Source organism: Tetzosporium hominis (assembly GCF_002265435.1).
Taxonomy (GTDB): domain Bacteria; phylum Bacillota; class Bacilli; order Bacillales_A; family Planococcaceae; genus Chryseomicrobium; species Chryseomicrobium hominis.
This window is the reverse complement of sequence record NZ_NOKQ01000196.1, coordinates 1-23231: the sequence shown is the minus strand read 5'-3', so window position 1 is coordinate 23231 and position 23231 is coordinate 1. Positions and strand designations below refer to the sequence as shown.

Below are 23231 nucleotides of genomic sequence, written 5' to 3'. Positions count from 1 at the left end.
AGGAACAGCTATGGTTCAGCTTTACCCAGCCATTGATATGAAAGATGGCAAGTGTGTCCGTCTTTATCAAGGCGATTACAATCAACAGACTGTTTATGGAGATTCTCCATTCGATATGGCGAAGTCTTTTGTCGATCAAGGTGCCGACTGGATCCATTTGGTCGACTTGGACGGAGCTAAAGACGGTACGAAACCACACGCCGAGTATGTATTTCGAATCAAAGATGAGCTTGGAGTTTCCGTACAGATAGGTGGCGGGATTCGTTCTCTTGAAGACGCTGCGTTCTATTTAGACCGAGGGGTGGACCGAGTGATTATCGGGAGCCTCGCTGTCAAACAGCCTGAGCTTGTAGAAGAGATGCTGAAACGCTACGGTGGCGACCGCATCGTTTTGGGACTTGACGCAAAAGATGGATTTGTAGCGACTCACGGCTGGCTGGAGACTTCTGAACTGACAGCAAGTGAAGTTGGAAAACGCTTTGCAGCAGTTGGTGCTAAACATATCGTATTCACTGATATTGCGATGGACGGAACTTTATCAGGGCCGAACCTACAGGCGACACGTGAACTTGCAGATGCCACTGGTCTTCAAGTCATCGTCTCTGGAGGGATCAGTTCTCTTGATGATATTCGTGCAGTTAAATTACAAGCTGAGGACTCGACGATTGCTGGAGTCATTGTTGGAAAAGCGATTTATAGTGGGCGCTTTACAGTAGAGGAAGCCAAGGAGGTAGTGGGATGACAATTCGATTTGATGACAACGGACTGGTTCCTGCCATCGTCCAAGACGCGCGAACAAAAGAAGTACTGACTCTTGCCTACATGAATGAAGAGTCTTTAGAAAAAACAAAACAAACGGGAGAGACGTGGTTTTACAGCCGCAGCCGTCAAGAGCTTTGGCACAAAGGAGCGACTTCTGGAAATACGCAACGAGTGATGTCGATTACGGCAGATTGTGATCAAGATACACTTGTCGTTTCTGTCATTCCGAATGGCCCAGCTTGCCATACCGGTGCTCGTTCTTGTTTCAATGAAACGGTAGTTGAAAATGAAAAGGTGGCGAGTGTGGAAGCCATCACTCGTTTAGAGCAAGTGATCAAAACACGATTCGTAGAAAAACCTGACGGCGCGTATACGACGTACCTGTTTGAAAAAGGTGTCGATAAGATCGGTAAGAAGATTGGAGAAGAGGCAACAGAAGTGGTCATTGCAGCTAAAAACAATGACGCAGAAGAGCTTTCCATGGAAGCAGCAGACCTCATCTATCACTTGATGGTCATGCTTGAAAATCAAAAAGTACCGTTTGCCAACGTGCTCGAGATTTTGGAACAACGAGCTTCCAAGTAAAGTCATTCATAGGGACAAATTCATACTTAGGTATGCTATACTGAAGAATAAACGAAACAGGAACGTGTACGCCGCGTTCCTGTTCTTTCTTGATGAATACGACCCGGCAACTGGAGGATACTTTGAAAAAATCACGTAAATCCAAACAAGAAAATGTCGTCACGTTTATCCCAACGGGCGAATACTATTATCAGAAAGCGCTTGGCGAGTTGAAGAAAGAGCAATTCACTAAAGCGCAAAAATATTTGAAACGAGCCGTTGAATTAAGCCCAGACGATCCGATGATCTTAATGCAGTACGGCATTTTACAGATGGAAGCGGAGAACTTTGATGAAGCGTATGAGCTGCTCCAGAGTGCGCACTCGATGGATCCCAATGATTCCGATATCGTTTTTTTCTTAGCAGAAATCAACGCCCATCTCGGTCATTTTGCAGAAGCAAACCGTTTCGCAACAAAATACATGCAAATGGACGAGGAAGGCATGTATTATGAAGAGGCATTAGAGATCTTAGACTTTACGGAAGTGGAAGGTGCACTCGACTTTCAAGAAGATGTGCCGTCTTCTGATGTCGTCTATTTGCAAGAGAAAGCTCGGAAGATGATGGAACGGGGACGTTTTGATGAAGCAGTGGCGTTACTCGAGACGATTGTAGCTGAAAATGATACATTCTGGCCGGCCTTTAACAATTTAGCGCTCGCTTATTTCTACATCGGTGAAGAAGAGCAGGCAACAGCGCTGTTACATGAAGTGTTGCGCAACGACCAGGGAAATCTTCATGCTCTCTGTAATCTTGCTGTTCTAGCTCATTACAAACAGTCCTACCGCGAACTTCAAGAAATCCTGGCTGTTCTAGAAAAAATCAAGCCGATTGCTATCGACCAGCGCTTCAAACTTGGTGCGACGTTAGCTCTTCTTGGTAGACATGAAGAAGGGTATCGCACACTACGACAGCTTCAGAAAATGGGGTTCGGTGACGATCCAAGCTTTTACTTCTGGCTTGCACACTCTGCGTACTTCTCAGGCAAGAAAGATCGCGCGCATAGTGCGTGGCTTGAACTGATCCGTCTCGACCCCACGAAAGAAGGGTTTGAGCCTTGGAAGCTACAAGAAGAGGAAGAACCTGCTGGAGTAGAAAACGATGCGGACTTTTTGAAAGAGAAGATTCAGAGCGATTCCGCACCGTCTCGAGCAGTAGCGCTCTACTTGATGGGAAAATCCGTGCACTTGCACGACTTGGTGGCACACCCGAAATTAATTCAAGTAGAAAGTCTGACAGCAATTGAAAAACTCATCGTAGGCTATTCTTTGAACCATGAGTTTTCAATGAAAGTTCCTGCTGAGAAACATTTTGTCCAAGCGATGAAAGTGGCTGATCTCTTTTATGAGTTGCACCATCCACTAACTTACCAGCATGCCTACATGTATGAGATGTGGTTTGTTATGATGGAACGCGGACTTCAGCAGGGCTATCCGTTTAAAAACACAAAGGCGCTAGCAGCAGCTACAGCTTATATGTATGCCTCGTCTCGTTCAAAGGAAGCTACTAAAAAGCAATTCGCTGAGCATTATGAAGTGTCCGTTCCGACATTGACGAAATATGTGAACGAATTAATGGCGTTTTTCCCTTTCTTTGATGCTTGATGGGCAGATATGTTGAACGCTTGTGTCAAATCCGCTAGATTATAGTGAGAATGAAACGATTTAGGAGGAACTCCCATGTCTGAAACAACCAATCAATTTGACGTAATTATTATCGGTGCCGGACCAGCAGGTATGACGGCGGCTGTCTATACATCACGCGCAAACTTATCTACTTTGATGCTTGAGCGAGGAATCCCAGGTGGTCAAATGGCCAACACGGAAGAAGTAGAGAACTACCCAGGATTTGAAACGATCTTAGGCCCTGAACTATCCACTAAAATGTTTGAACACGCGAAGAAATTCGGTGCTCAATACGCTTATGGAGATGTTGAGTCGATTATCGATGAAGGCGACTGGAAACTTGTGAAAGCAGGTGGAAAAGAGTATCGTGCAAAAGCAGTGATCATCTCTTCTGGTGCTGAATATAAGAAAATGGGTATTCCAGGCGAAGCAGAACTTGGCGGACGCGGTGTCAGCTACTGTGCTGTATGTGATGGTGCTTTCTTCAAAGGAAAAGAACTAGTTGTAGTAGGTGGAGGAGACTCTGCTGTTGAAGAAGGTGTGTTCTTGACGCGCTTTGCAGATAAAGTAACCATCGTTCACCGACGCGACCAATTACGTGCACAGAAAATCTTACAAGACCGTGCATTCGCTAATGACAAAATCGACTTTATCTGGAATACGACAGTGAAAGAAATTCATGATGAGAACGGAAAAGTAGGCGGTGTAACACTCGTTTCTACTGACAGCGCAGAAGAACGTGAGTTTAAAGCAGACGGTGTATTCATTTACATCGGAATGCTGCCTCTAACGAAACCATTTGAAAACCTAGGGATTTTAAATAGCGACGGTTACATTGTGACTGACGACAAAATGCAGACAAAAATTCCTGGAATTTTTGCAGCTGGAGATGTCCGTGAAAAGATGCTTCGTCAAATTGTCACAGCTACTGGTGATGGTTCGATTGCAGCTCAATCTGCACAACATTACATTGAGAAATTAGAAGATCAACTTTCTTAATCATTTCTTAACGTGGTTGTAACCAGAATGCAACAAAGGTCGTGTATAGTAAGAACTATAAATTGACCCCCTTTTTATATAGGTTTTCTTTGAAAGGCTGTTTTCTCGCTTATTAAGTCGAGGAGGCAGCCTCTTTTTTTATGTAGATTCCCGAAGTATAGTATACTTAAAGATATTATAAAAGAGATGGAGAGAATCGATGCAACGGATCGTCAATTTACTAGTAATAAAGGATGGCAAAGTCCTTCTACTTAAAAAACCTCGAAGAAATTGGTACGTCGCACCAGGCGGTAAGACAGAAAGTGGGGAATCTGTTTACGAAGCGGGCATCCGCGAATTTTCCGAAGAAACAGCCACAACGCCATGTGCTCCTCATTTAAAAGGAAGCTACACAATTGTTATCAAACGAGACGGTCACGTTGTATCGGAGTGGCTGCTCTCTACATTGGTTGCTCATGACTTTATTGGGACACCTCTTGAAGAAAACCATGAAGGTGTTCTTGAATGGCACCCTATTGAAGCGCTTCACGACTTGCCGATGGCGGAAGGGGATCGCATGAACTTAGTATTTGCGGCTACACAACCGGGTATCCAGTACGGAACCTTTGTCTATACAGAAGACTTTGAGCTGTTAGAATATCGTTTGCAATCATCTCAGGAGGTGCATTCATCATGAATCTAGAAACGCCGCAACCCCAAACGGACATTGTGATTATCACAGGAATGTCGGGAGCAGGAAAGTCTGTTGCCATTCAAAGCTTTGAAGACATGGGCTATTATTGCATTGACAATCTGCCTCCAGATCTTCTTGCTACGTTCGTAGACTTACTTGTGGATTCAGATAAGCAACTGCAGAAAATTGCGCTCGTTATGGACGTACGAGGTGGAGAAGTGTTTGGTCCGATTTCTGAGACTCTTAATCAACTTCAAGAAAGCCGCAATATTAGTCCTCGTATCTTGTTTTTAGAAGCGGATAATCAGACACTGGTCAGTCGCTACAAAGAGTCCCGCCGGTCTCACCCCCTTGCAAAACTAGGACTACCTCTTGAAGGCATTAATAAAGAACGTTTAATGCTTGAAGAACTCAAAGGTCGTGCGCAACACATTATCGATACATCGAACTTAAAGCCAAAACAACTTCGGGAAGAGATTGAGAATATCTTCTCTACAGATCTGCATTCGCCATTTATCATCAACGTTATGTCGTTTGGCTTCAAGCATGGCATGCCGATTGACGCAGATTTAGTTTTTGATGTTCGTTTCTTACCGAACCCATTTTATATAGAAGAACTTCGTCCGATGTCAGGAAGAGACCATGAAGTATCCAGTTACGTGATGAAATGGTCTGAAACGAAGAAGTTAGTTGAAAAGCTGACCGATCTTTTCGAATTCATGATTCCTCATTATAAGCGTGAAGGGAAGAGCCAGTTGGTCATTGCCTTTGGTTGTACAGGTGGTCAGCACCGTTCGGTAACGCTTGCTGAATATTTTGGTGACTACCTAAAGAAAGAAGCGCCGACGGTCATTCGGCACCGAGATGTAAAATAGAACGATGGGAGGGCCCTGCGTGCCTAAGCCAAGTGAGCGTATAAAAGTTGTCGTCCTCGGCGGTGGGACTGGGTTATCCACATTACTGCGAGGGCTAAAGAAATTACCGGTCGATATTACAGCGATTGTAACTGTGGCTGACGATGGAGGAAGCTCGGGTCGCTTGCGTGAAGACTACGATATTCCTCCTCCAGGTGATGTCCGCAATGTGATTGCGGCACTTTCAGATGTCGAGCCGTTAGTTGAAGCGATGTTCCAGTACCGTTTCAACCATTCTAAAGATTTAGAAGGGCATTCTCTCGGGAATCTGATGTTAGCTGCGTTGACTGCTATAACGGGCGATTTTGGACATGCGGTCAGTGAAATGAGCCGTGTGCTTAATATCAATGGCAAAGTATTACCCGCAGCTAACCAAGTGGTCACTCTTCACGCCGTCTATGAAGACGGGTCGATTGTAACGGGAGAATCCAAGATTCCTCTTGTCGACAAACCGATTCGAAGCGTAATGATCACTCCGGAAGACGTGCAGCCTTTGCCAGAAGCTATCCAGGCTATCAAAAAAGCGGATTTAATTGTCATTGGTCCTGGTTCTCTGTACACTAGTATTTTGCCAAACTTACTTGTGCCCGAGATTCAACAGGCCATTCGAGAATCGGATGCGCTCCGAGTCTATATGTGCAATTTAATGACTCAGGCAGGCGAGACGGAAGCGTACAAAGCATCTCATCATCTGCAAGCGATTATCAATCATACTGGCCCTGACATTATCGATGTCGTGCTAGCTTCAGACTATGATTTACCCGATCAGATAGTGGATATGTATTCAGAAGAACATGCGGCACCTGTTGTAGTGGATGTCGAGAAAATTGAAACGCTAGGCATTGAAGTAATTCAAAAGGACATCGCGGTCATTCGTGATGGTAGTGTTCGACATAACGCAGAAAAAGTAGCGCTGTGGCTTGTCTACGAAGCGCTTTCCAATAAAAAATAAAATGACAACTTCTGAGGAAAGGGGGAGTGAAGATGTCATTTGCTTCAGAAACAAAAAAAGAAATGACGCAAGCCGAAGTCGATGCCTGTTGTGCTCGTGCTGAATTGTCTGCCATTATTCGGATGAATGGAACTCTTGGATTTAGCAATAAAAACTTGAGTCTCGATATTCAGACAGAGAATGCAGCTATCGCTCGCCGCATCTATACATTGATCAAACGTGTCTATGCGATTCAAGTAGAACTGCTCGTTCGGAAGAAGATGAAGTTAAAGAAAAACAATGTCTATATTACGCGTATCCGTGAAGGGACTCGTGAAATCTTAGGCGACCTTCACATCATGAATGATGGCTATGAGTTCTCTAACGAAATCCATCATGAGTTGATCTCGAATGAATGCTGTAAGCGTTCTTACTTGAGAGGAGCTTTCCTTGCTGGAGGTTCTGTTAACAATCCAGAGACATCTTCCTATCATTTAGAAATCTATACTTTATATAAAGAACACAGTGATGCACTTGTCCAATTGATGAATGGCTACGAGTTAAATGCAAAAACCATTGAACGTAAAAAAGGATTTGTGGCATACTTAAAGGAAGCAGAGAAAATCGCTGACTTTTTAAGTCTAGTGGGTGCACACCAAGCACTATTAAAATTTGAAGATGTCCGGATTATTCGCGACATGCGCAATAGCGTCAATCGCTTAGTGAACTGTGAGACGGCCAATCTGAACAAAACGATTGGAGCCGCTCTCAGACAAGTGGAGAATATCCGGTTTATTGAAAACGCTATCGGTCTCGATCAGCTTCCAGAGAAGCTTCGGGAGATTGCAAGATTGCGTGTAGAATACCAAGATGTGACGCTTAAGGAACTCGGTGAGATGGTCTCGGCTGGCTCTGTAAGTAAATCTGGAGTCAATCACCGGTTACGGAAATTGGATGAAATCGCTGAAGCACTCCGTAGAGGCGAAACGATTTGATAGAGAGGATTGGTTTGCGATGGAAAAGACGATGGATGTAGGATTATCGAACGGCTTGCAAGCACGTCAAGCGGCTTTATTTGTACAAGAAGCTAACCGTTTTGCGAGTGAGATCTTTTTAGAAAAAGACGGCAAGAAAGTCAATGCGAAAAGTATCATGGGAATCATGAGCTTGGCTGTAGGTCGTGGTGAAGAAGTTGTGTTGTATGCAGAAGGTTCTGATGAAGAAGCGGCTATCGATACACTAACAAAATTCATTACTGAAAATTAATGGGAAAGCATCCGAATCGACTCCGGATGCTTTTTTGTTTGGTGGGTCGAAGCTAGTTTCACCTGAGAAGCCTCTTTCCAAGGGGAGAACCTCTTGATATCCTAGGAAAAGGGCTTCTCAGGTTCAAAAACAAGTATCTAACAGATTTTAAATTTCAAGAAGCACAAGAGCGGCGCTCTTTACTTTTCCAGCTATATCGAGTTGCAGGCGTTAGAAATACACGCAAAAACCATTCACCCCAACCGAGGCAAAGAGCGCCTCAATTGGGGCGCCTGGTTTTCGCGAGATTTCTGAGCGAACGCCTTCCACATCTAAAGACAAAAACACCTGATAGCATAAGCTATCAGGTGTTAGGTACGCCCCCGGAGAGAATCGAACTCCCATCTCAAGAACCGGAATCTTGCGTCATATCCATTAAACTACGGGGGCAAGCGACTTTATTATTATAGCTTTGCCCTAATCAAAATACAACCTCAAAAAAATCAATGCATCAGATTTGACCTTTCTTGACCTTCATGTGTATCATTAACATACAGACAGCAGGTTACACATAACCTAATACAAAAAATGGAGGAATGAACGATGAATTTAATTCCAACAGTTATTGAACAAACAAACCGTGGCGAACGTGCCTACGATATTTATTCGCGTCTATTGAAAGACCGCATTATCATGCTGGGAAGCGGAATTGATGATAATGTAGCGAACTCTATCGTTGCTCAGTTGCTCTTCTTAGAAGCAGAAGATCCAGAAAAAGATATCTCGATCTATATCAACAGCCCAGGTGGTAGCATCACAGCTGGTATGGCGATCTACGATACAATGCAGTTTATCAAACCAGACGTTCAAACAATCTGTATCGGTATGGCAGCATCTATGGGTGCTTTCTTATTAGCTGCAGGTACTAAAGGAAAGCGTTATGCTCTTCCAAATGCAGAAGTTATGATTCACCAACCACTTGGTGGTGCACAAGGTCAAGCAACTGAGATCGAAATTGCTGCTAAACGTATCTTATTCTTGCGCGAGAAATTAAATCAAATTCTTGCTGATCGTACAGGTCAGCCGATTGATGTTATCGCAAAAGATACAGACCGCGACAACTTCATGACAGCAGAACGTGCTAAAGAATACGGCTTAGTCGATCACATCATTGATCGCAGCGACAAAAAAGAAATCTAAGAATTTACAAGACACCGCAACCGCGGTGTTTTTTCTTGTCTAAATGTTTCAATCAGACCCCAATCAGGGGAAAGTATGATATAGAACCAGAAAGGTGGAGTCCCATGAAAAAAGCATTAGTACCTATACTTATTGTAGTCGGCATCATTGTTTTGATTGCAGCACTACTTATCCCAAGTTATAACGGATTCGTCGACTCAAGCGAAAACGTCAACCAAGCGTATGCTCAAGTAGAGACGCAACTGCAACGCCGCGTTGATTTAATTCCGAACTTAGTCGAAACAGTCAAAGGATTTGCGGAGCAAGAGCGTGAAATCTTAACTGAGATCGCAGACGCACGTGCGAGACTTGCTGGAGCGGATTCTCCGACAGAGCAAGCAGAAGCAAATAATGAACTGGGCGGAGCGTTATCTCGACTGTTGGTCATTGTAGAAAATTACCCAGACCTTAAGTCAGATGCCAACTTCCGTCAATTGATGGACGAGCTTGCAGGAACAGAGAACCGATTATCTGTCGCTCGCCAAGACTATAATGAAGCCGTGTCTTTGCATAATCGCAAAGTCAATCGTATGCCTGGTGCTTTGATTGCTGGTGTCTTTGGATTTGATGAAAGAGAATACTTTGAAGCGGAAGATGGTGCAGAGGAAGCTCCAGAGGTCGACTTTGGAAGTGATGGAGAATGATCCGTTCTCTTCTAGTATTACTTTTCCTTCTCCTGATACCTTTATCAGTAGCAGCAGAAGTACCAGAACCATTACCGGGTGAATCCTACGTACACGACTTTTACAATGTCATTCCTGAAGACGTAGAACAGCATATCGAAGAACTAGGTCTTGGGCTCGATCAAGCTACAGGAGCTCAAATTGTAGTCGTCACAGTAGAATCACTAGAAGGTCAAGATCCAAATAGCTATTCCGTAGAATTGATTCGAGAATGGGGAATCGGGAGTGCGGAAGAAAATAACGGCCTCGTTTTTCTTCTTGAGATGGATCCTAACAAAGCAGGTGACCGAGATATCTATATCGGAGTAGGCCAAGGACTTGAAGGACGTTTACCTGATGGGAAAATTGGACGTATACTCGATGAATACACACTACCTTTCTTACGATCGGGAGATGTAGCTGGTGCCGTTCAATCTACTTATGAAATGCTTTATCAAGAAGTTTCGGCAGAGTATAATTACACAGGTGAACAAGTTGCACCGGCACGTCCTTCATCTAGTGATGGAGGAATCTCACCACTAACTATTATCATGATCGTCATTATCTTCTATGTTATTGTGACGATGTTCAGCAATAATGGAAGAGGCGGAGGACGTGGAGGCCGAGGAGGGCCATTCATCTTCGGACCAGGAATGGGCGGAGGTCGCTCATCTGGTGGCGGAATGGGTGGCGGCTTTGGTGGATTCGGTGGTGGTAGTTCCGGTGGAGGAGGTGCAGGACGCGGGTGGTAAAAGAAGTTCAATTTTATACACGTCAAGGATGTCCATTATGTGACGAAGGGAAGCGGATGCTTGAACTCGTGGCTGAGGATATCCCGCTTCACATTCAAGAACTGAATATTGAAGACGATGAACAGATCCATGAAAAATATATGTTGATGATTCCTGTTATTGAATATAAGGGAAGCATCATTCAATATGGAAACATTGATTATGCTACACTTTACGAAGCATTAGAGGGGTCCCTCTGATGCTTTTTTTTGCGTTTCAAGAGTTTAGGATTGATTGTTCCGGGGTAATCTATTATTATGAACGAGAAGGAATTATTTTTTTGCCCTAGTGGGAACGAAAATTCTTAATAGGGACAAAAACGTTCCCAGTAGAAGTTGTCAGGAGGTGTCCTATGGAAGTTCTACAGGCACAGCTAGCTCTGATGCCGGAGTGGAAAGACATGCTTCAGCAACGCTATCACATTTTATACACCATCGCTTTGTCAAAAGGGATTGGTCGCAGGACACTCGCTGAGAATTTACAACTCTCAGAACGCGAAGTTCGCAAAGAGTTCGATCAACTTAGAGGCCAAGGCTTAATTCAGATTTCACGCGATGGCGCAGAAATCACAGAATCGGGTCACCTCGTATTAACCTCTCTAAAAGCTTTGGTCGATGAGTGGTCAGGTAGACACGAAAAAGAACGCAAGCTGCAACAACGTTTTGGGATTGCAGAAGTGCACATTGTTCCAGGGAACTGTGACGATTCTACTCAAAGTCAGACGCTCTTAGCAGATGAAGCAGCCAAATGGATTGTGGCTCATTTAGAGTCGCGAATGATTACGGCAGTTACGGGTGGAACAACGATCGCGAAGATCGCAGATCAGTTACCACTCACGACAAAGTATCAACAGCTTCAATTTATTGCAGCTCGTGGTGGAATTGGGAAAGATGTTCAATTACAAGCCAATACCATCGCTGCTATGTTTGCAGAAAAGATGAATGGCTCGTATAAGACACTCTATATTCCGGACAGACTAAGTGAATCCGCTTATGACGCCATGCTACAAGAGCCTTTCGTTCAAGAGATGATGGATCTGTATGAACAGATGTCCATCCTCGTTCACGGAATTGGTGACGCAGCAGAAATGGCAAGGCGCCGGAGTTCGAGTACAGAAGAACTCAATCTTTTAAAGTCCCAGCAAGCAGTCAGTGAAGCGTTTGGCTATTATTTCAATGCCAAAGGCGAAGTGGTTCACCGCATTCGCACGATAGGAGTTCAACTCGAGCAACTGGAACAGACTCCATTTATTGTGGCAGTGGCAGGTGGCGCTCAAAAGGCACAAGCATTAGACTCATATTTTCAACAGGCACCTAAACAGACTGTATTGATTACAGACGAAGGGGCAGCCGATCATCTTATAGATTCTACAAATTATTAGGAGGAAATTATAATGACAATCAAATTAGCAATCAACGGTTTTGGACGTATTGGACGTAAAGTATTCCGCGAGGCATTAACAAATGATCAAGTAGAAGTAGTAGCAGTTAACGATTTAACTAATGCTGCAATGCTAGCTCACCTATTAAAATTCGATACAGTACACGGAACATTGAATGCAGAAGTAACTGCTGAAGAAGATGGATTCGTTGTAGACGGTCGTAAAATCAAAGTATACGCAGAAAAAGATCCTTCAGCTCTTCCATGGGGCGAGCTTGGTGTAGATATCGTCATCGAATCTACAGGTATCTTCCGTTCACCTGAGAAAGCACAAGCTCACATCGACGCTGGTGCTAAAAAAGTTATCGTATCGGCTCCTGGTGAAGGCGGCATGCCAACATACGTAATGGGTGTTAACCACGAAGAGTACGATGCAGCGAACGAAAACATCGTTTCAAATGCATCATGTACTACAAACTGTTTATCACCTGTAGCAAAAGTATTGAACGACAAGTTCGGTATCAAACGCGGAATGATGACAACAATTCACTCGTACACAAATGACCAACGCATTCTTGACTTGCCACACAGTGACTACCGTCGTGCACGTGCAGCAGCTGAGAACATGATTCCAACATCAACTGGTGCAGCTGCAGCAGTAGGTAAAGTACTTCCAATGCTTAAAGGCAAAATCGACGGCATGGCAGTTCGTGTTCCAACTCCAAACGTGTCACTAGTTGACTTTGTTGCGGAACTCGACAAAAACGTAACAATCGAAGAAGTCAATGCAGCTCTTAAAGAAGCGGCAGCTGGCGACTTGAAAGGTATCTTAGAGTACCAAGAACTTGAGTTAGTCTCTACTGACTACAATGGAAACACGCACTCTTCAATCGTAGATGCAGCTTCTACAATGGCTATCGGAGACAACTTGGTGAAAGTTCTTTCTTGGTACGACAACGAGTCAGGCTACTCTGCACGTTGTATCGACCTAGCTGTATACATGGCTTCAAAAGGTCTTTAATATCCGTGCATCCATGCACATGAACCTCTATAATAAGAGCAGAGGGTAAACAAGAGTAAGGGCTACCCTTACTCTTTTTATTTGCCCACATTAAAAAGTGACCATATCCTGGGAGGTTTTTACATGCTAGCAAAGAAGACAATGAAAGACGTAGAACTGAATGGAAAGCGCGTATTTTGTCGCGTCGACTTCAACGTGCCAATGAAAGACGGAAAGATCACGGATGACACACGTATTCGTGCTGCACTACCAACAATCAAGCACTTGATCGAACAAGGAGCTAAAGTCATTTTAGCAAGTCACCTTGGCCGTCCAAAAGGCGAAGTGAATGAAGACCTGCGCTTAACGGCTGCAGGAGAGCGTCTAAGTGAGCTGTTGAACCAACCGGTAACTAAATTAGATGAATCTGTAGGAGCAGACGTAGAAGCGAAGATTTCCGAGATGCAAGACGGAGATGTCGTCCTTCTAGAAAACGTTCGTTTCCATGCAGGTGAAGAAAAAAATGACCCTGAACTTGCGGAGCAATTTGCAAAGCTTGCGGACGTCTTCGTCAATGACGCATTCGGAGCAGCGCACCGTGCGCATGCGACAACAGCAGGAATCGCGAAGCATCTTCCAGCTGTATCAGGACTACTCCTTGAAAAAGAATTAGATGTATTAGGAAAAGCTCTATCCGAGCCAGACCGACCGTTCACTGCCATCATTGGCGGAGCGAAAGTAAAAGACAAAATCGGTGTCATTGAGAACTTACTTGAAAAAGTAGATCACTTGATCATCGGTGGAGGTCTGTCGTACACGTTCTTGAAAGCTCAAGGCCATGAAATCGGAACGTCTCTTTTAGAAGAAGACAAGATTGAACTTGCAAAGTCGTTCATCGACAAAGCAAAAGAAAAAGGCGTCAAGCTACACTTGCCACAAGACGCTGTGATTGCAAAAGAATTTTCAGCAGACACGGAAACACAAGTCGTTTCTTCTGATGCTATTCCTTCTGACTGGATGGGCTTAGACATCGGTCCGAAAACGGCAGAACATTATGCGTCTATAATCAAAGACAGCAAGTTGATCATCTGGAACGGCCCAATGGGTGTGTTCGAGATGGAGCCGTACTCTAAAGGTACTCGTGCAGTCGCAGATGCAATGGCAGCAACTGAAGGCTACACAGTCATCGGTGGTGGAGATTCAGCAGCAGCAGTAGAACTTTTCAATGTCGCTGACAAGATGGATCACATCTCAACTGGTGGGGGCGCGTCCCTTGAGTTCATGGAAGGGAAAGAACTTCCTGGCGTTGCAGCACTTCACGATAAAGAATAGGAGGCATTCACTATGCGTAAACCCGTTATTGCAGGAAACTGGAAAATGTTCAAAACAGTTGGAGAGGCGCATGATTTTTGGAATACTGCTTCTTCAGCAACCATCGATGCATCAAAAGTAGACGCAGTTATCTGCGCACCTTTCTTACAACTGCCTGCTCTCGTTGAGGCGGCGAAAGGGTCGTCCATTCATATTGGCGCACAAAACATGCACCAAGAAAAAGAAGGCGCATTTACAGGTGAAATCAGTGGAGACATGTTGAAAGACTTAGGTGTTACACACGTTGTCATCGGACACTCCGAGCGCCGTCAATATTTCAACGAAACGGACGAGACAGTCAATTTAAAGACAAAAGCAGCACTCGATCTTGGGTTAACACCGATTGTTTGTGTCGGAGAAAGCTTAGAGCAGCGTGAAGCTGGGGAAACAGAATCGGTTGTATCGAAGCAAGTGGCAGAAGCATTTGAAGGATTGACAGAATCAGAAGTCGAAAAAACAGTAGTTGCTTACGAGCCGATCTGGGCAATCGGAACTGGCAAGACCGCAACAGCGGATGATGCCAACCAAGTATGTCAGGCCATCCGTGAAACAATCTTAGACCTTCACGGGGAAGAAGCGGCAAGTGCGACGCGTATCCTATACGGTGGAAGTGTGAAGCCTGCTAACATTAAAGAACTGCTTGGAAAAGACGATATCGACGGTGCTTTAGTAGGTGGCGCAAGTCTAGAAGCAGACTCGTTCCTACAACTGGTGGAGGCGGCTCAGAAATGACAAGGCCCACTGCTCTAATTATTTTAGACGGCTTTGCTTGCCGGAATGAAACGATAGGTAACGCCGTTGCACAAGCCAACAAACCGAACTTTGATCGCTACTGGAACCAGTTTCCTCACAGCCAACTGACGGCTTCAGGGGAAGCGGTAGGTCTTCCAGAAGGCCAGATGGGGAACTCAGAAGTCGGTCACTTAAATATTGGTGCCGGCCGAGTCGTTTACCAAAGCCTGACACGGATCAACAAGTCGATTCGAGAAGGCGACTTTTTCACGAACCCTACGTTTCTTGCGCTACTTGAGAAAGTGAAAGCAGCAGGCGGACGCCTTCATGTTATGGGCCTTCTATCAGATGGCGGCGTACACAGTCATTACGAACACTTACACGCGTTACTTCGCTTGGCAAAAGACAGCGGTGTAGGTGAGACGTTTGTCCACGGCTTCTTAGATGGACGTGATGTTGGACCGACGACTGCCATACCTTACGTACAAGAAACCGAACGTGTCATGGCAGAGCTTGCTTACGGAAAGTTTGCGACAATTAGTGGGCGTTACTATGCGATGGACCGCGACAAGCGCTGGGAACGTGTGCAGCTCGCTTTTGATGCAATCGTCAATGGGCAAGCACCACATTATCCAGATGCTGTAACAGGAATTCAAGCTTCGTACGAAGGCAATATTGTCGATGAATTTGTGATCCCGTTTACAGTAGGCACTATTGAAGGGCCAACAGCCGTATTCGAACAAGGTGACGGTGTCATCTTCTTTAATTTCCGTCCGGACCGTGCGATACAACTCGCAACGGCTCTGACCAATTCGCATTTTGCAGAATTTGATCGTGGAGCGCATTTCTTTGAGAACTTGCCGTTTGTATCCTTTACAGAATACAGCGATACGGTCATCGGAGAGATCGCTTACGAGAAGCAAGATTTGAAAAATACGATTGGTGAAGTGTTGTCGGCTCACGGCAAGACGCAGCTCCGTATTGCGGAGACCGAGAAGTACCCACACGTCACGTTCTTTATGAGCGGTGGCCGCCACGAAGAATTCCCAGGCGAAGGGCGTATTTTGATCAACTCGCCAAAAGTGGCGACGTATGATTTGCAGCCTGAGATGAGCGCGTATGAAGTGACAGATGCATTAGTCGAAGCTATCGAAAACGACCGCTTTGACGCGATTCTGTTGAACTTTGCGAATCCGGACATGGTCGGTCATAGTGGGATGCTTGAGCCTACTATCAAAGCCATTGAAGCGGTAGACGAGTGCTTAGGTCGTGTTGTTGATGCAATACTCGCTAAGGGTGGAGAAGCAATCATTACAGCAGACCACGGGAATGCCGACGAAGTCATTACGATAGAAGGTAATCCGATGACGGCACATACGACAAATCCGGTTCCTGTCATTGTTACGCGTAACGAAATAGCGCTTCGCAATGATGGAATTTTAGCCGATTTGGCCCCAACTATGCTAGACTTAATGGGGATTGAACAACCTGTCGATATGACGGGAAAAACCTTACTTGAAATGGAGAGACGATAATGCCAATTATTACAGACGTATTTGCTCGTGAAGTTCTTGATTCACGCGGTAACCCAACAATTGAAGTAGAAGTATTCACGGAAAGCGGCGCATTCGGCCGTGCTATCGTTCCTTCTGGCGCATCTACTGGAGAATACGAAGCAGTAGAATTGCGTGATGGCGACAAAAGCCGTTATTTAGGTAAAGGTGTTCAAAAAGCAGTAGAACACGTGAACACAGTCATTGCAGATGAATTGGAAGAAAACTATACAGTGCTAGATCAAGTAGCAATCGACCAAGCGTTGATCGAACTTGATGGCACAGAAAACAAAGGAAACTTAGGTGCCAACGCAATCCTAGGTGTTTCTATGGCCGTTGCACACGCAGCTGCTGACTACTTAGATATGCCTCTTTATCAGTACCTTGGTGGTTTCAACGCGAAGCAATTGCCAGTACCGATGATGAACATCTTAAACGGTGGAGAGCACGCAGACAACAACGTGGATATCCAAGAATTCATGGTCATGCCTGTTGGAGCAGAATCGTTCCGCCAAGCACTTCGCATGGGTGCTGAAATCTTCCACAGCTTAAAATCAGTATTAAAAGAGCGCGGATTGAACACAGCAGTTGGTGACGAGGGCGGTTTCGCACCGAACTTGAAATCGAACGAAGAAGCTCTTGTAACAATCATGGAAGCAATTGAAAAAGCTGGCTACAAACCAGGCGAAGAAGTTCTACTAGCTATGGACGTTGCAGCTTCTGAGCTATTCAACAAAGAAGACGGCAAGTACCACTTATCTGGTGAAGGCGTTGTAAAAACGTCTGAAGAGATGGTGGACTTCTACGAAGAGCTTTGCAACAAGTACCCAATCGTCTCTATCGAAGACGGTCTAGACGAGAACGACTGGGACGGCTTCAAGCTGTTGACTGATCGTATCGGTGGAAAAGTACAGCTTGTTGGTGACGATCTATTCGTTACAAACACGAAAAAGCTAAAAGACGGTATTGAAAAAGGAATTGCAAACTCGATCTTGATCAAAGTAAACCAAATCGGTACATTGACGGAGACGTTTGATGCAATCGAAATGGCGAAACGCGCTGGCTACACAGCAGTCATCTCTCACCGCTCTGGTGAATCAGAAGACGTAACAATCGCAGATATCGCGGTTGCTACAAATGCTGGTCAAATCAAAACGGGTGCACCATCACGTTCTGACCGTGTGGCAAAATACAACCAGTTGCTTCGTATCGAAGATATGCTCGATTCAACAGCTGAGTATTTAGGCCGCGAAACTTTCTATAATTTGAAAAAATAATACGGGTCAGCTTGTCACTACCTGAGAAGTCTGATAAAATTAACTCTGTTGTCTATGTTCTGATCAGGAGGTGGAGTGAATGCACGCGTTTCTATTGACATTACTTGTCATCGTATCGCTAGCATTAATCGTAGTTGTGTTATTGCAATCAGGGAAAAGTGCCGGGTTATCTGGAGCCATCTCTGGTGGAGCAGAGCAACTGTTTGGTAAACAAAAAGCACGTGGAATGGAACTGGTTCTACACCGTGCCACAATCGTACTTTCTGTACTATTCTTTGTTCTCACAATTGCTGTTATGAAACTATAATTTTACTTTAATCGCCTGACCGCATGTTATGTGGTTGGGCGTTTTTTTCAAGTTTGAACCAAAGTGGAGGGAAGCTTATGCGAATTTCTACACCCAAGCCGTTTTTCTTTGAAGCGGGAAAACGCGCTGTGTTATTGCTTCACGGATTTACAGGAAACTCGTCCGATGTCCGGATGCTTGGCCGCTTTCTAGAAAAGAACGGATATACATCAATTGCACCTCACTACAAAGGCCATGGTGTTCCTCCTGAGGAACTGATTGCGACGGGTCCTGAAGATTGGTGGCAAGATGTAGTCGGAGCGTATCAAGAGCTGAAAGACAAGGGCTACGAGGAGATCGCTGTCGCTGGCTTATCGCTAGGTGGCGTCTTTTCATTAAAAGTCGCTTCTGAGATGCCGGTCAAAGGCGTCGTCACAATGTGCGCACCGATGACAATGAAGACGACAGAGCTGATGTTTGAAGGAGTTTTAGGATACGCTCGCGAATATAAAAAGTATGAGGGCAAGTCGCAAGAAGTCATTGATGCAGAAGTCGAAGCCATCAGACAAACACCGATGCAGACACTGCCTGAGCTGCAACAGCTCATTCAAGATGTCCGAGGCATCGTGGATCACGTCTATGCCCCGTTATTTGTTGTTCAAGGTCGTCTTGATGATGTCATCGACACCAACTCAGCCAACATCATTCATGACACAGCCGAGTCGACGGATAAACAGATCAAATGGTATGAAAAATCAGGACACGTCATCACGCTGGACCAAGAAAAGGAACAGCTGCACGAAGACATCTTGGCATTTTTAAATAAATTGGATTGGAGCGAGTAATGCTGCTCCTTTTAGGAAATAGTAAGACAAGGGAGGGATCGAGATGGAACTAGAACAATTGGAAACCACATTGCTTGAGTTGATGCGACAAGACGACTACAAGCCGATGACTACAAAAGAATTAGAAGCGCATCTTCAACTAGATGATGCCGATGATTTTAAAGAATTCGTCAAAACGCTCGTGCGTCTCGAAGAAAACGGCAAAATCGTGCGTTCACGCTCAAACCGTTATGGTGTGCCAGAACGCATGAACTTGATCGCTGGTAAATTCATCGGGCATGCCCGTGGATTCGGATTCGTAGCACCTGAAGAAGAAGGCATGGATGATATTTTCATCCCACCTACGGAAATCAATGGAGCATTCAACGGGGACATGGTCCTTGTGCGCGTGTCGTCGTCTTCATCAGGAGACCGCCGCGAAGGCGCAATCATTAAAATCACAAAACGTGGACTCGACCGCATTGTCGGAACGTTCCAGGACAACAAAGGATTTGGTTTCGTTATTCCAGATGACAAGAAGCTGCCAATGGATATCTTTGTTGCTAAAGGCGACACATTAGGCGCTGCTGAAGGGCACAAGGTCATCGTTGAAATCACGGACTGGCCATCTGGACGCAACTCGGCTGCCGGAAAGATTTCACAAATCCTTGGGCATAAAAATGACCCGGGTGTCGATATTCTTTCTATCATCCACAAACACGGGATTCCAACAGAATTCCCTGAAGACGTCCTCGAGCAAGCAGAAGCAACTGGAGATACAGTAGATCCTGCAGACATCGAAGGTCGCCGTGATTTACGTGAAGAAGTCATCGTCACAATCGATGGCGCCGACGCAAAAGACTTGGATGATGCCGTAGCTGTCAAGAAACTCGATAACGGCAACTACGAGCTCTCTGTTCATATTGCAGACGTTAGCCACTATGTGACGGAACATTCGCCAATCGACTTAGAGGCATTAGAGCGCGGAACGAGTGTGTACTTAGCTGACCGCGTGATTCCGATGTTACCTCACCGTCTATCTAACGGGATCTGTTCATTGAACCCACAAGTGGACCGTTTGACATTATCTTGTGTGATGGAGATCGACGCACAAGGACAAGTCGTAAAACACGAAATCTTTGAGAGTGTCATCAACACGACGGAACGCATGACGTACCGTGATGTCTACTTGATTTTAGAAGAAAACGATCAAGAACTGCGTACTCGTTACGAGTCGCTTGTACCGATGTTTGAACTGATGGCGGAGCTAGCTGCAGTGCTACGTAATAAACGAGAACAGCGCGGAGCTATCGACTTTGACTTCCCAGAAGCGAAGATTTTAGTCAATGAAGACGGCTGGCCAACAGAAATCGTCAACCGTGACCGCACAGTAGCTGAAAAGCTGATCGAAGAGTTCATGCTCGCTGCGAACGAAACGGTTGCTCAGCACTTCAAGTGGATGGACGTACCATTCATGTACCGTATTCACGAGGATCCAAAACCTGAGAAGCTGCAACGTTTCTTCGAGTTCTTGACGTCATTCGGTTTGGTTGTCAAAGGCTCAAGCAATGACATCCATCCAAAAGCACTTCAAGAGATCATTGAGTCGATTGAAGGGTTACCAGAAGAGCCGGTCATCTCGACGATGCTTCTTCGTTCTCTGCAACAAGCGAAGTACGACCCAGAATGCTTAGGTCACTTTGGTTTGTCGACTGAATACTACACGCATTTCACGTCACCAATCCGTCGTTACCCAGATTTGATCGTGCATCGTCTGATTCGCACGTATTTGATCAAAGGGGATCTATCTGAATCGACAAACCGTCACTGGCAAGCCAACCTTGGAGACATCGCAGAACATGCCTCTAAGATGGAACGCCGTGCGGTTGACGCAGAACGTGATGTGGAAGCACTGAAGAAAGCGCAGTTTATGGTCGATAAGATCGGGGAAGAGTTTGAAGGAATCGTCAGCTCTGTCACAAACTTCGGTATCTTTGTAGAGCTTCCGAACACCATCGAAGGCTTGATCCACGTGACGAACCTTTCGGATGATTACTACAACTATGACGAGCGTCAAATGATGATGCGCGGAGAACGAACAGGACGCGAGTTCCGTCTTGGAGATGAAGTGAAAGTCAAAGTCACCAATGTCACGGTAGAAGAGTCGTCCATCGACTTTGAAATCGTCGGCATGGTAAAAGCAGCGGGTCGCGAACGTCGTCAAACACCAAAAGTTATCATTGCGAGCCGTTCGGCGAAGCAGCCTGACCGCGGTGGGAAACGCGGCGACAAAGACGCAAAAGGCAAACCGAAAGCAAAAGGCAAGCCATCTCAAAAGAAACGCTTCTTTGAAGATGTTGCCAAAAAGAAGAAAAAGAAACGAAAAAAATAGGGAGGCTCGTGCCTCCCTCTACTGTAGGTGAGTTCAATGGCAAAAAAACACGATGACAAGGTACTCGCACAAAACAAAAAAGCCTCTCACGACTATTTCATCGAAGACACGATGGAAGCAGGCATCGTCTTGCAAGGGACTGAAATCAAATCCATTCGGAACGGCCGTGTGCAACTGAAAGATTCATTCGTGCGCATTCGCAACAACGAAGCTTGGATCTCCAACATGCACATCAGCCCGTACGAACAAGGAAACCGATTCAATCACGATCCGCTACGTGTCCGCAAACTATTGCTGCACAAGAAGCAGATCAGTGAATTAATCGGCAAGACGAAGCGAGACGGCTACACAATTGTGCCTCTGAAGATGTATGTGAAAAATGGTTATGCGAAACTATTGATTGGTTTAGGGAAAGGGAAGAAGGACTACGACAAGCGCAGCGACATGAAGAAAAAAGAAGCGAAGCGTGAAATCGAACGTGCTTTCAAAGCCCGCAATCAGTAAATCAGTTGAAGTTTGACCTTCTTTGATGTATAATAACTCTAGAACAACCAAGTTCACTTTTTCCATATCGGGGACGTTATGGATTCGACAGGAATGGTTCAAGCTTGGGTGGCGCGTCAGAGGCTCGGCTCTGTAAAAACGGAACTTATAATAACAGGCAAAACAAACAACAACTTAGCATTCGCTGCTTAATAGCGTGAATCTGCTCTATGTACCCATCGCCCATGTGGCTATGTAGAGCTCACTCTCAGTGGGATACGGTAGCTGGTGCAGTCTGAGTCAGCTACAAGAGATTTCCGGACTAGTCCATCGGACGCCTGCTTATCGGCAGAAGATCGGATGAATTTCAATAGGTAAGCTACACGCGTAGAAGCTCAAGTGTTGGAGTTTCTGGACGCGGGTTCAAATCCCGCCGTCTCCATTTTTCAGCAGTCCGGTGGGGCTGTGATGAATGGTTTATAACCGGAAGTACCAACTTCCAAGTAAGCCTTCTAATCTCATTGAGATTGGGAGGCTTTTTCTTTGGTTTGAAAACTCCTCCAGAAGAAAAGACCTCGGATGAGGTGCCTGTCTTAGACTCAATTCTGGCAGTTGATGAGACTCAGTTCGAGACAGAGTCGAAGAAGTGTGGCTCTTCAACTGCCGATCTAGAATTGTGGCTGTGCCAGGCTCCGTATGGATACATCAGAATCGAGGGGCAACAAAATCTTCATCCCTTACAAAACTATGGATTTTCTCTAAGAACAATAAACTAGAGGTGCTGGACTCGCTTTTTGAGCGAGTCCAGCACCTTTCTTCATCGTACGGGAGAAAATCCATACTAAATCAGGAAAGAAGACAATTTTGCCAGTGCTTTGCCGGAAGTTGTGGAAAGTCACGGTGTAAGCGTCAAATAGTGAACATATTCTAACAGAAGAAGTTTCATGAAATACTCCTCCCACAATGAGTGAATTTGGAAGGCTTTTTCTTTGAAAAGAAAAGAGAAAGAAACAACACAGTGGTTAGCGAAGATCGAAGGATAACGTACATGAGCTTTTTCTTTGTAAACCACTAGCCTAAAGTGTATTTTTTTGGTTCATCACCATAAGTCGTGGTTGCTATTTCGAACTTCCTAGTTCAAGTTTTAACCTTGTGAAGAAGTTATTCAGATTACGATACCTGAAAGCTCTTCGTTTGATTAGCTTGATTTTATTGTTTGTACCTTCTATTTTTCCGTTAGAGAAAGGCGAGAGTATTGTGTTTTCCATCTCACGTTGACGCACTATAACAGCTTTCGCAATCTTGGCCAGCGGCCCACATGGATGAAACATGAAACGGTCGATCCACTCTTTCAGACGACGAGAGGCTTGTCCAGATGTAGTCGACTTCAATACAAATCGCATATGTTGTAATCCGTAATAGATGTCCTTTATGAACTCGTCTTCACGGAGGCATGCCCGTGCGACCT

At 45.1% G+C, this 23231-nt stretch carries 24 protein-coding genes, 1 tRNA gene and 1 other RNA gene; 24 read left to right on the top strand and 2 right to left on the bottom strand.

Annotated features, from left to right (window positions below; translation table 11 throughout):
* Positions 1–10: 10 nt before the first annotated feature.
* The 9 genes from hisA (at position 11) to CF394_RS05820 (ending at position 7794) form a co-directional block, all read left to right on the top strand.
* On the top strand, positions 11–742 hold the full coding sequence (gene hisA, locus CF394_RS05860; RefSeq protein ID WP_094942299.1) for a 1-(5-phosphoribosyl)-5-[(5-phosphoribosylamino)methylideneamino]imidazole-4-carboxamide isomerase: 732 nt from the start codon (positions 11–13) through the stop codon (positions 740–742).
* Positions 739–1347 (top strand): bifunctional phosphoribosyl-AMP cyclohydrolase/phosphoribosyl-ATP diphosphatase HisIE, encoded by a 609-nt coding sequence (gene hisIE / locus CF394_RS05855; protein WP_094942298.1) that lies wholly within the window; start codon positions 739–741, stop codon positions 1345–1347. Before hisA ends, hisIE begins: the two co-directional genes overlap by 4 nt.
* A 122-nt stretch (positions 1348–1469) precedes the next feature.
* Positions 1470–2990 (top strand): tetratricopeptide repeat protein, encoded by a 1521-nt coding sequence (locus CF394_RS05850; protein ID WP_243370691.1) that lies wholly within the window; start codon positions 1470–1472, stop codon positions 2988–2990.
* A gap of 75 nt (positions 2991–3065) precedes the next feature.
* Positions 3066–4010 carry a thioredoxin-disulfide reductase gene (trxB, locus tag CF394_RS05845; protein WP_094942296.1) on the top strand — a complete coding sequence of 315 codons (945 nt, stop codon included), beginning with the start codon at positions 3066–3068 and terminating at the stop codon, positions 4008–4010.
* 199 nt (positions 4011–4209) lie between these two features.
* On the top strand, positions 4210–4686 hold the full coding sequence (locus CF394_RS05840; protein ID WP_094942295.1) for an NUDIX domain-containing protein: 477 nt from the start codon (positions 4210–4212) through the stop codon (positions 4684–4686).
* Positions 4683–5558, top strand: a complete 876-nt coding sequence (gene rapZ, locus CF394_RS05835; protein WP_094942294.1) for an RNase adapter RapZ — start codon at positions 4683–4685, stop codon at positions 5556–5558. Before CF394_RS05840 ends, rapZ begins: the two co-directional genes overlap by 4 nt.
* A 19-nt stretch (positions 5559–5577) precedes the next feature.
* Positions 5578–6549, top strand: a complete 972-nt coding sequence (gene mgfK, locus CF394_RS05830; RefSeq protein ID WP_243370687.1) for a gluconeogenesis morphogenetic factor MgfK — start codon at positions 5578–5580, stop codon at positions 6547–6549.
* 32 nt (positions 6550–6581) lie between these two features.
* The gene (gene whiA, locus CF394_RS05825; protein ID WP_094942292.1) at positions 6582–7523 is read left to right on the top strand and encodes a DNA-binding protein WhiA; all 942 of its coding nucleotides are present in this window, start codon (positions 6582–6584) and stop codon (positions 7521–7523) included.
* 19 nt (positions 7524–7542) lie between these two features.
* Complete coding sequence (locus tag CF394_RS05820; RefSeq protein WP_094942291.1) at positions 7543–7794, top strand: HPr family phosphocarrier protein; 252 nt, start codon at positions 7543–7545, stop codon at positions 7792–7794.
* A gap of 357 nt (positions 7795–8151) precedes the next feature.
* Here the strand turns inward: CF394_RS05820 and CF394_RS05815 are convergent.
* A tRNA-Arg gene (locus tag CF394_RS05815) sits at positions 8152–8223 on the bottom strand.
* Positions 8224–8376: 153 nt separating this feature from the next.
* Here CF394_RS05815 and clpP point away from each other — a divergent pair.
* The 15 genes from clpP to ssrA all read left to right on the top strand — a co-directional run bounded on the left by clpP (position 8377) and on the right by ssrA (position 22208).
* Complete coding sequence (gene clpP / locus CF394_RS05810) at positions 8377–8973, top strand: ATP-dependent Clp endopeptidase proteolytic subunit ClpP (protein ID WP_094942290.1); 597 nt, start codon at positions 8377–8379, stop codon at positions 8971–8973.
* Positions 8974–9077: 104 nt separating this feature from the next.
* Positions 9078–9656, top strand: a complete 579-nt coding sequence (locus tag CF394_RS05805; protein WP_094942289.1) for a LemA family protein — start codon at positions 9078–9080, stop codon at positions 9654–9656.
* Complete coding sequence (locus CF394_RS05800; protein WP_094942288.1) at positions 9653–10426, top strand: TPM domain-containing protein; 774 nt, start codon at positions 9653–9655, stop codon at positions 10424–10426. Before CF394_RS05805 ends, CF394_RS05800 begins: the two co-directional genes overlap by 4 nt.
* Entirely contained in the window at positions 10420–10665 is a 246-nt protein-coding gene (locus CF394_RS05795; RefSeq protein ID WP_094942287.1) for a glutaredoxin family protein, read from the top strand. Before CF394_RS05800 ends, CF394_RS05795 begins: the two co-directional genes overlap by 7 nt.
* A gap of 152 nt (positions 10666–10817) precedes the next feature.
* A complete protein-coding gene (locus tag CF394_RS05790) occupies positions 10818–11846 on the top strand; it encodes a sugar-binding transcriptional regulator (protein ID WP_094942286.1) in 1029 nt (342 codons plus the stop codon).
* Positions 11847–11858: 12 nt separating this feature from the next.
* Positions 11859–12866, top strand: a complete 1008-nt coding sequence (gene gap / locus CF394_RS05785; RefSeq protein WP_094942285.1) for a type I glyceraldehyde-3-phosphate dehydrogenase — start codon at positions 11859–11861, stop codon at positions 12864–12866.
* Positions 12867–12989: 123 nt separating this feature from the next.
* The gene (locus CF394_RS05780; RefSeq protein WP_094942284.1) at positions 12990–14177 is read left to right on the top strand and encodes a phosphoglycerate kinase; all 1188 of its coding nucleotides are present in this window, start codon (positions 12990–12992) and stop codon (positions 14175–14177) included.
* Positions 14178–14189: 12 nt separating this feature from the next.
* Positions 14190–14948: a triose-phosphate isomerase gene (tpiA, locus tag CF394_RS05775; protein WP_094942283.1), complete on the top strand. Its 759-nt coding sequence runs from the start codon at positions 14190–14192 to the stop codon at positions 14946–14948.
* The gene (gene gpmI / locus CF394_RS05770) at positions 14945–16483 is read left to right on the top strand and encodes a 2,3-bisphosphoglycerate-independent phosphoglycerate mutase (protein WP_094942282.1); all 1539 of its coding nucleotides are present in this window, start codon (positions 14945–14947) and stop codon (positions 16481–16483) included. The genes tpiA and gpmI overlap by 4 nt, the downstream gene beginning before the upstream one ends.
* A complete protein-coding gene (gene eno / locus CF394_RS05765; protein WP_094942281.1) occupies positions 16483–17778 on the top strand; it encodes a phosphopyruvate hydratase in 1296 nt (431 codons plus the stop codon). Before gpmI ends, eno begins: the two co-directional genes overlap by 1 nt.
* 79 nt (positions 17779–17857) lie before the next feature.
* The gene (secG, locus tag CF394_RS05760; protein ID WP_094942280.1) at positions 17858–18085 is read left to right on the top strand and encodes a preprotein translocase subunit SecG; all 228 of its coding nucleotides are present in this window, start codon (positions 17858–17860) and stop codon (positions 18083–18085) included.
* 77 nt (positions 18086–18162) lie between these two features.
* Positions 18163–18909: an alpha/beta hydrolase gene (locus CF394_RS05755; protein ID WP_094942279.1), complete on the top strand. Its 747-nt coding sequence runs from the start codon at positions 18163–18165 to the stop codon at positions 18907–18909.
* A 43-nt stretch (positions 18910–18952) separates the two neighbouring features.
* Complete coding sequence (gene rnr / locus CF394_RS05750) at positions 18953–21280, top strand: ribonuclease R (RefSeq protein WP_094942278.1); 2328 nt, start codon at positions 18953–18955, stop codon at positions 21278–21280.
* Between the two features lie 36 nt (positions 21281–21316).
* On the top strand, positions 21317–21784 hold the full coding sequence (smpB, locus tag CF394_RS05745; protein ID WP_094942277.1) for an SsrA-binding protein SmpB: 468 nt from the start codon (positions 21317–21319) through the stop codon (positions 21782–21784).
* A 69-nt stretch (positions 21785–21853) separates the two neighbouring features.
* Positions 21854–22208: a transfer-messenger RNA gene (ssrA, locus tag CF394_RS05740) on the top strand.
* A 673-nt stretch (positions 22209–22881) separates the two neighbouring features.
* On the opposite strand, the gene CF394_RS05735 is transcribed toward ssrA, so the two are convergent.
* Positions 22882–23231: transposase (locus CF394_RS05735; RefSeq protein ID WP_165767468.1), on the bottom strand; the 350-nt coding region annotated here is incomplete at its 5' end.

Excerpts from the sequence above, each read along its gene's own strand:
- hisA (WP_094942299.1), top strand. The coding sequence starts at position 11 with ATGGTTCAGCTTTACCCAGCCATTGATATGAAAGATGGCAAGTGTGTC.
- hisIE (WP_094942298.1), top strand. The coding sequence starts at position 739 with ATGACAATTCGATTTGATGACAACGGACTGGTTCCTGCCATCGTCCAA.
- trxB (WP_094942296.1), top strand. The coding sequence starts at position 3,066 with ATGTCTGAAACAACCAATCAATTTGACGTAATTATTATCGGTGCCGGA.
- CF394_RS05840 (WP_094942295.1), top strand. The coding sequence starts at position 4,210 with ATGCAACGGATCGTCAATTTACTAGTAATAAAGGATGGCAAAGTCCTT.
- rapZ (WP_094942294.1), top strand. The coding sequence starts at position 4,683 with ATGAATCTAGAAACGCCGCAACCCCAAACGGACATTGTGATTATCACA.
- whiA (WP_094942292.1), top strand. The coding sequence starts at position 6,582 with ATGTCATTTGCTTCAGAAACAAAAAAAGAAATGACGCAAGCCGAAGTC.
- CF394_RS05820 (WP_094942291.1), top strand. The coding sequence starts at position 7,543 with ATGGAAAAGACGATGGATGTAGGATTATCGAACGGCTTGCAAGCACGT.
- clpP (WP_094942290.1), top strand. The coding sequence starts at position 8,377 with ATGAATTTAATTCCAACAGTTATTGAACAAACAAACCGTGGCGAACGT.
- CF394_RS05805 (WP_094942289.1), top strand. The coding sequence starts at position 9,078 with ATGAAAAAAGCATTAGTACCTATACTTATTGTAGTCGGCATCATTGTT.
- CF394_RS05800 (WP_094942288.1), top strand. The coding sequence starts at position 9,653 with ATGATCCGTTCTCTTCTAGTATTACTTTTCCTTCTCCTGATACCTTTA.
- CF394_RS05790 (WP_094942286.1), top strand. The coding sequence starts at position 10,818 with ATGGAAGTTCTACAGGCACAGCTAGCTCTGATGCCGGAGTGGAAAGAC.
- gap (WP_094942285.1), top strand. The coding sequence starts at position 11,859 with ATGACAATCAAATTAGCAATCAACGGTTTTGGACGTATTGGACGTAAA.
- CF394_RS05780 (WP_094942284.1), top strand. The coding sequence starts at position 12,990 with ATGCTAGCAAAGAAGACAATGAAAGACGTAGAACTGAATGGAAAGCGC.
- tpiA (WP_094942283.1), top strand. The coding sequence starts at position 14,190 with ATGCGTAAACCCGTTATTGCAGGAAACTGGAAAATGTTCAAAACAGTT.
- gpmI (WP_094942282.1), top strand. The coding sequence starts at position 14,945 with ATGACAAGGCCCACTGCTCTAATTATTTTAGACGGCTTTGCTTGCCGG.
- eno (WP_094942281.1), top strand. The coding sequence starts at position 16,483 with ATGCCAATTATTACAGACGTATTTGCTCGTGAAGTTCTTGATTCACGC.
- secG (WP_094942280.1), top strand. The coding sequence starts at position 17,858 with ATGCACGCGTTTCTATTGACATTACTTGTCATCGTATCGCTAGCATTA.
- CF394_RS05755 (WP_094942279.1), top strand. The coding sequence starts at position 18,163 with ATGCGAATTTCTACACCCAAGCCGTTTTTCTTTGAAGCGGGAAAACGC.
- rnr (WP_094942278.1), top strand. The coding sequence starts at position 18,953 with ATGGAACTAGAACAATTGGAAACCACATTGCTTGAGTTGATGCGACAA.
- smpB (WP_094942277.1), top strand. The coding sequence starts at position 21,317 with ATGGCAAAAAAACACGATGACAAGGTACTCGCACAAAACAAAAAAGCC.